The sequence below is a fragment of the Knoellia sp. LjRoot47 genome (assembly GCF_964253435.1).
Taxonomy (GTDB): domain Bacteria; phylum Actinomycetota; class Actinomycetes; order Actinomycetales; family Dermatophilaceae; genus Knoellia.
In genome coordinates this window covers 382,763-390,120 of record NZ_CAXUQS020000002.1, presented here as the reverse complement: position 1 = coordinate 390,120, position 7,358 = coordinate 382,763, and the positions used below count along the sequence as shown (strand labels likewise).

Here is a 7,358-nt window from a genome sequence, read left to right as displayed (position 1 = left end):
GTTTTGAGTGGTTGCCCTTGATGCTGGCCTGCGGGTTGGTGGATGGTGTGCGTCCGATCCTTGAGAACTCAACAGCGTGTCAAAAATCGATGCCAATACCTCGTCTCGTTGCGGTGGTGGCGCGGCCCCTGTTCTGGGGTTGTGTTGTTGTCGTGGCGAACGAATTTTTTTCCTTTGGTTGACAATGATCATTCAGCAGTTTTTTGCTGGTTGTTCTTGCTCAGCCAGGATTTGTACAACCCTTTGTGGGTAATGTTTTTCCCTGGCTTTGGCTGGGGGATAGCAATCATCAACGGAGAGTTTGATCCTGGCTCAGGACGAACGCTGGCGGCGTGCTTAACACATGCAAGTCGAACGGTGACCTCGAGAGCTTGCTCTTGGGTGAACAGTGGCGAACGGGTGAGTAACACGTGAGTAACCTGCCCCTGACTCTGGAATAAGCGCTGGAAACGGCGTCTAATACCGGATATGACACACCCTCGCATGGGGAGTGTGTGGAAAGTTTTTCGGTCTGGGATGGACTCGCGGCCTATCAGCTTGTTGGTGAGGTAATGGCTCACCAAGGCGATGACGGGTAGCCGGCCTGAGAGGGCGACCGGCCACACTGGGACTGAGACACGGCCCAGACTCCTACGGGAGGCAGCAGTGGGGAATATTGCACAATGGGCGAAAGCCTGATGCAGCGACGCCGCGTGAGGGATGACGGCCTTCGGGTTGTAAACCTCTTTCAGCAGGGAAGAAGCGCAAGTGACGGTACCTGCAGAAGAAGCACCGGCTAACTACGTGCCAGCAGCCGCGGTAATACGTAGGGTGCGAGCGTTGTCCGGAATTATTGGGCGTAAAGAGCTTGTAGGCGGTTTGTCGCGTCTGCTGTGAAAATCCGGGGCTCAACCCCGGACTTGCAGTGGGTACGGGCAGACTAGAGTGTGGTAGGGGAGACTGGAATTCCTGGTGTAGCGGTGAAATGCGCAGATATCAGGAGGAACACCGATGGCGAAGGCAGGTCTCTGGGCCACTACTGACGCTGAGAAGCGAAAGCATGGGGAGCGAACAGGATTAGATACCCTGGTAGTCCATGCCGTAAACGTTGGGAACTAGGTGTGGGTCTCATTCCACGAGATCCGTGCCGCAGCTAACGCATTAAGTTCCCCGCCTGGGGAGTACGGCCGCAAGGCTAAAACTCAAAGGAATTGACGGGGGCCCGCACAAGCGGCGGAGCATGTGGATTAATTCGATGCAACGCGAAGAACCTTACCAAGGCTTGACATATACCGGAAACATCCAGAGATGGGTGCCCCGCAAGGTCGGTATACAGGTGGTGCATGGTTGTCGTCAGCTCGTGTCGTGAGATGTTGGGTTAAGTCCCGCAACGAGCGCAACCCTCGTTCTATGTTGCCAGCACGTGATGGTGGGGACTCATAGGAGACTGCCGGGGTCAACTCGGAGGAAGGTGGGGATGAGGTCAAATCATCATGCCCCTTATGTCTTGGGCTTCACACATGCTACAATGGCCGGTACAAAGGGCTGCGAAACCGCAAGGTGGAGCGAATCCCAAAAAACCGGTCTCAGTTCGGATTGGGGTCTGCAACTCGACCCCATGAAGTTGGAGTCGCTAGTAATCGCAGATCAGCAACGCTGCGGTGAATACGTTCCCGGGCCTTGTACACACCGCCCGTCAAGTCACGAAAGTCGGTAACACCCGAAGCCGGTGGCCCAACCCTTGTGGAGGGAGCCGTCGAAGGTGGGACTGGCGATTGGGACTAAGTCGTAACAAGGTAGCCGTACCGGAAGGTGCGGCTGGATCACCTCCTTTCTAAGGAGCACTGGCCACGTTTTGTGGTCCAGGCCCTGTTTCGTCCCCGCCTGTGGGACGGCAGGTGCTCAAGGGTGGAACATCGATTATTTGGCGTCGTCTCGTGCACTGCACGCAAGTACAGCCGGCTTCCCTTTGTGGGGGGTGGGTGTGGAACGTGGTGGTGTGTCGGGTCGGCGCCTGACACGTTGTTGGGTCCTGAGGGCTCGGGCGTCAAGCTCGGATCGTCAGGCCGGTATCCGGTCAGGACTGTCACCGCTGGTGAACCGTCCAGCTCTGCCCCTGGTGGGTGGGTGTTGGGTAGGCATTGCAGCGCATGGTGGTGGGCCGCCCGTATGTTGAGAACTACACAGTGGACGCGAGCATCTTTATCTTTGCGTATCAAGTTTTTAAGGGCGCACGGTGGATGCCTTGGCACCAGGAACCGAAGAAGGACGTAGGAATCTGCGATAAGCCACGGGGAGTCGATAACCAGACTGTGATCCGTGGATTTCCGAATGGGGAAACCCGGCTGGAGGCAAGTCCAGTCACTCTCATCTGAACACATAGGGTGAGTAGAGGGAACGTGGGGAAGTGAAACATCTCAGTACCCACAGGAAGAGAAAGCAACCGCGATTCCGTGAGTAGTGGCGAGCGAAAGCGGAAGAGGCTAAACCGTATCTGTGTGATAGCTGTCAGGCGTTGCAGGTACGGGGTCGTGGGACCTCTCGGTCAGGACTGACATCCTGGCATGGAGTCAAAAATTCGCGGTGTAGTCGAAGGGCATTGAATGGCCCGGCACAGAGGGTGCGACCCCCGTAGACGAAACATCGTGAACTTCAGAGAGTTATCCCAAGTAACACGGGGCCCGAGAAATCCCGTGTGAATCTGGCGGGACCACCCGCTAAGCCTAAATATTCCCTGGTGACCGATAGCGGACAAGTACCGTGAGGGAAAGGTGAAAAGTACCCCGGGAGGGGAGTGAAATAGATCCTGAAACCGTGTGCCTACAATCCGTTGGAGCCTCCTTGTGGGGTGACAGCGTGCCTTTTGAAGAATGAGCCTGCGAGTTAGTGCTCAGTGGCGAGGTTAACCCGTGTGGGGAAGCCGTAGCGAAAGCGAGTCCGAACAGGGCGTATGAGTCGCTGGGTCTAGACCCGAAGCGGAGTGATCTACCCATGGCCAGGTTGAAGCGACGGTAAGACGTCGTGGAGGACCGAACCCACTTAGGTTGAAAACTGAGGGGATGAGCTGTGGGTAGGGGTGAAAGGCCAATCAAACTCCGTGATAGCTGGTTCTCCCCGAAATGCATTTAGGTGCAGCGTCACGTGTTTCTTACCGGAGGTAGAGCTACTGGATAGCCGATGGGCCTCAACAGGTTACTGACGTTAGCCAAACTCCGAATGCCGGTAAGTGAGAGCGTGGCAGTGAGACTGCGGGGGATAAGCTCCGTAGTCGAGAGGGAAACAGCCCAGACCACCAGCTAAGGTCCCAAAGCGTGTGCTAAGTGGGAAAGGATGTGGAGTTGCATTGACAACCAGGAGGTTGGCTTAGAAGCAGCCACCCTTTAAAGAGTGCGTAATAGCTCACTGGTCAAGTGATTCCGCGCCGACAATGTAGCGGGGCTCAAGCACACCACCGAAGCTGTGGCATTGACATATTGCCCGGCCACCACACCTGCGGGTTGGTGGTCCAAGCGTGTTGATGGGTAGGGGAGCGTCGTGTGGCCAGGGAAGCGGCGGAGTGATCCAGCCGTGGAGGCCACACGAGTGAGAATGCAGGCATGAGTAGCGAATGACGGGCGAGAAACCCGTCCGCCGAATAACCAAGGGTTCCAGGGTCAAGCTAATCTGCCCTGGGTAAGTCGGGACCTAAGGCGAGGCCGACAGGCGTAGTCGATGGACATCCGGTTGATATTCCGGAACCGGCGAAGAACCGCCCATGACGAACCTTTTGATGCTAAGCGCCTGAAACCCGCTGACGTCTTCGGACCGATGCGGGCGGAGCGCGCGACCCGATCTGGTAGTAGTCAAGCAATGGAGAGACGCAGGAAGGTAGCCTCCGCGTGGCGATGGTAGTCCACGTCCAAGGGTGTAGGGAGTGACATAGGCAAATCCGTGTCACACATGTCCTGAGACCTGATAGTGACCGCGAATGCGGGAAGCAGGGTGATCCTATGCTGCCAAGAAAATCTTCTAGCGAGGTTCGAGCCGCCCGTACCCCAAACCGACTCAGGTGGTTAGGTAGAGAATACCAAGGCGATCGAGTGAATCATGGTTAAGGAATTCGGCAAAATACCCCCGTAACTTCGGGAGAAGGGGGGCCCAGAGGGTGAAGTTCTTCACGGACTAGCCTGAACGGCCGCAGAGACCAGGGAGAAGCGACTGTTTACTAAAAACACAGGTCCGTGCTAAGTCGCAAGACGATGTATACGGACTGACGCCTGCCCGGTGCTGGAAGGTTAAGAGGACGGGTTAGATCGTAAGGTCGAAGCTCAGAATTTAAGCCCCAGTAAACGGCGGTGGTAACTATAACCATCCTAAGGTAGCGAAATTCCTTGTCGGGTAAGTTCCGACCTGCACGAATGGCGTAACGACTTCTCCACTGTCTCAACCATGAACTCGGCGAAATTGCACTACGAGTAAAGATGCTCGTTACGCGCAGCAGGACGGAAAGACCCCGGGACCTTTACTATAGCTTGGTATTGGTGTTCGGTACGGCTTGTGTAGGATAGGTGGGAGACTGTGAAGCCGGCACGCCAGTGTCGGTGGAGTCAACGTTGAAATACCACTCTGGTCGTTCTGGATATCTAACCTCGGTCCGTGATCCGGATCAGGGACATTGCCTGGTGGGTAGTTTAACTGGGGCGGTTGCCTCCTAAAAGGTAACGGAGGCGCTCAAAGGTTCCCTCAGCCTGGTTGGTAATCAGGTTTCGAGTGTAAGTGCACAAGGGAGCTTGACTGCGAGACAGACATGTCGAGCAGGGACGAAAGTCGGAACTAGTGACCCGGCGCTGGCTTGTGGAAGCGGCGTCGCTCAACGGATAAAAGGTACCCCGGGGATAACAGGCTGATCTTGCCCAAGAGTCCATATCGACGGCATGGTTTGGCACCTCGATGTCGGCTCGTCGCATCCTGGGGGTGGAGTCTCTCCCAAGGGTTGGGCTGTTCGCCCATTAAAGCGGTACGCGAGCTGGGTTTAGAACGTCGTGAGACAGTTCGGTCCCTATCCGCTGTGCGCGTAGGAAATTTGAGAAGGGCTGTCCCTAGTACGAGAGGACCGGGATGGACGAACCTCTGGTGTGTCAGTTGTTCTGCCAAGAGCACCGCTGATTAGCTACGTTCGGAAGTGATAACCGCTGAAAGCATCTAAGCGGGAAGCACGCTTCAAGATGAGATTTCCATGGACCTCGTGTCCGAGAGGCTCCCAGCTAGACTACTGGGTTGATAGGCCAGACGTGGAAGTGCAGTAATGCATGTAGCTGACTGGTACTAATAAGCCGATAACTTGATACACACCAAAAGATTTTGTTGTGCTCGCGTCCACTGTGCAGTTCCCGAGATACGGTCGGGACCCCCGAGAACACGGGGTGTGAATCCACTGACATCTCCATAGAGTTTCGGCTGTCATAGCGAAGGGGAAACGCCCGGCTCCATTCCGAACCCGGAAGCTAAGCCCTTCAGCGCCGATGGTACTGCACTGGTGACGGTGTGGGAGAGTAGGACGCAGCCGGACAAACATTCAAGAAATGGCCCGCCCACCCGGCGGGCCATTTCTCATTTCTGGACATTGTCCTGCGCCATTCCAGGCGCCGGAATCGGAACGCGGCGAGATGGTTGTCCCGAGTGACGTTCGTCGGGTGAACGTCGGGGTGTCGAGAGAGGGCGGGTTCCCAGATGGTGAAACGTGCCCCTCGAGGGCGGTGGCCGGCGCTACAGTCGGTGCACAAGGTCATGAGTACCAGCGCATAGCCCCGGCTTGCTGGTCGGCAACCCTCCTCCGCGGTGGGGTGCTCCGGGTGACGACCTGGTCGGCTGCAGCAACGCAGTCGGCAAGCGCGGACTCACGAGCACCTCGAGGGTCCACCGACTCTCCAGGGAGCAGTAGATGTCCATCGCCAGCTCGACTCCGCACACCATCACCCGGGACCGCCGCCAGCCGTGGCTGCGTTCCGTGCCCGCACCCGCTGCAGCGCCGCGGGCACCGGGCTCGAGCCGCGGCGGTTCCACCGTCGCCGTTCCCGCCGTCGTGGCAGCTCCCACGGTGCCCACCTGCGACGGCCGTCTCGTCGAGTACGCGAACTTCGACCACGGTGCCTCCACCCCTGCCTTGGCGAGCGTCGTCGCTGCCGTCGAGAAGGCGACCGCGACGTACTCCAGCGTTCACCGGGGTCAGGGCTGGACCAGCCAGGTCTCGAGCCACTACTACGAGGCGGCGCGTGACGAAGTCTCCCGCTTCGTGGGTGCCCGTGAAGGCGACGAGGTCGTCTTCACCCGCAACACCACCGACTCGTTCAACCTGCTGGCCAAGGCGCTGCCGCGGCGCACCCAGGTCATCGTCTTCGCGACCGAGCACCACGCGACCCTGCTGCCGTGGGAGGAGCGCCGGACGACCCGGCTCCCCGTGCCGCTCACCCACCAGGACGCCGAGGCGCTCCTGCGGGAGGCGCTCAAGCGGAGCACGAGCTCGTCGACGCTCGTCGTCCTCAGCGGCGCGTCCAACGTCACGGGGGAGTACTGGCAGGTCGAGCGCCTCGCTGCCCTCGCCCGCGGTCGCGGGGCGCGCGTCGCCCTCGACGCCGCGCAGTTCGCGGGTCACCGCCGTATCGACCTCGACTCTCTCGGCGTCGACTACGTCGCCTTCAGCGGGCACAAGATCTATGCGCCGTACGGCGCCGGCGTGCTCGTCGGCCGGTCCGACTGGCTCGACAAGGCCGCGCCCTACCTCGCCGGCGGAGGGGCCACCGCCGCGGTCGGCCCCCTGTCGACGACGTGGAAGACCGGACCGGCCCGTCACGAGGGCGGGACACCCAACGTCCTGGGCGCGATCGCCTTGGCGGCCGCCTGTGCGGCCGTCCGTGAGAACCGCGGCGCGATCGAGGCGCACGAGCGCAGGCTCACGGAGCGGCTCGTCACCGGTCTTCGCGACATCGACGGTGTCGAGACGTTCAGTATCTTCGGGGACGAGTCCGACCGTGCTCCGGTGGTCACCTTCACCGTCGACGGCCTCGAGTCCTCGCTCGTGTCCGCGGCGCTGTCCGCCGAGCACGGCATCGGGGTGCGCGACGGCAAGTTCTGCGCTCACCTCCTCGTCGACGCGCTCCTGTCCGACGAGGAGGCGGGGACGACCACCGCCGTCCGGGTCAGTGCGGGTCTCGCGACGACAGAGGCACACGTCGAGCGGCTCCTCGCCGCGGTGGCGAGCCTGGCCGCGGACGGGCCGGGGACGGCATACGAACAGGTGGAGGGACGCGGTTGGGTGCCGGTCGAGGACCAGCGCGAGACGCTCGTCGACCTGCTCTGGTGACCGACCCTCGGCACGGTGGCCACGGCGCGGCGTCGTGAGC

At 59.7% G+C, this 7,358-nt stretch carries 2 protein-coding genes, 3 rRNA genes and 1 riboswitch; all 5 genes read left to right on the top strand.

The window, feature by feature from the left end:
* On the top strand, nt 1-182 hold a 182-nt coding region (locus ACSQ11_RS16530; RefSeq protein ID WP_436007505.1), incomplete at its 5' end, for a hypothetical protein.
* 107 nt (nt 183-289) lie between these two features.
* Nucleotides 290-1,813: ribosomal RNA gene (locus ACSQ11_RS16525) — 16S ribosomal RNA — on the top strand.
* A gap of 379 nt (nt 1,814-2,192) precedes the next feature.
* Nucleotides 2,193-5,307 (top strand): 23S ribosomal RNA (locus tag ACSQ11_RS16520).
* Nucleotides 5,308-5,410: 103 nt separating this feature from the next.
* Nucleotides 5,411-5,527 (top strand): 5S ribosomal RNA (gene rrf, locus ACSQ11_RS16515).
* The 16S, 23S and 5S rRNA genes sit together here, the layout of an rRNA operon.
* 214 nt (nt 5,528-5,741) lie before the next feature.
* Nucleotides 5,742-5,856, top strand: a riboswitch (SAM riboswitch).
* Nucleotides 5,857-5,899: 43 nt separating this feature from the next.
* A complete protein-coding gene (locus ACSQ11_RS16510; RefSeq protein ID WP_436007503.1) occupies nt 5,900-7,318 on the top strand; it encodes an aminotransferase class V-fold PLP-dependent enzyme in 1,419 nt (472 codons plus the stop codon).
* Nucleotides 7,319-7,358 lie beyond the last annotated feature (40 nt).

Coding starts and splice junctions, on each gene's coding strand:
- ACSQ11_RS16510 (WP_436007503.1), top strand. CDS start 5,900: ATGTCCATCGCCAGCTCGACTCCGCACACCATCACCCGGGACCGCCGC.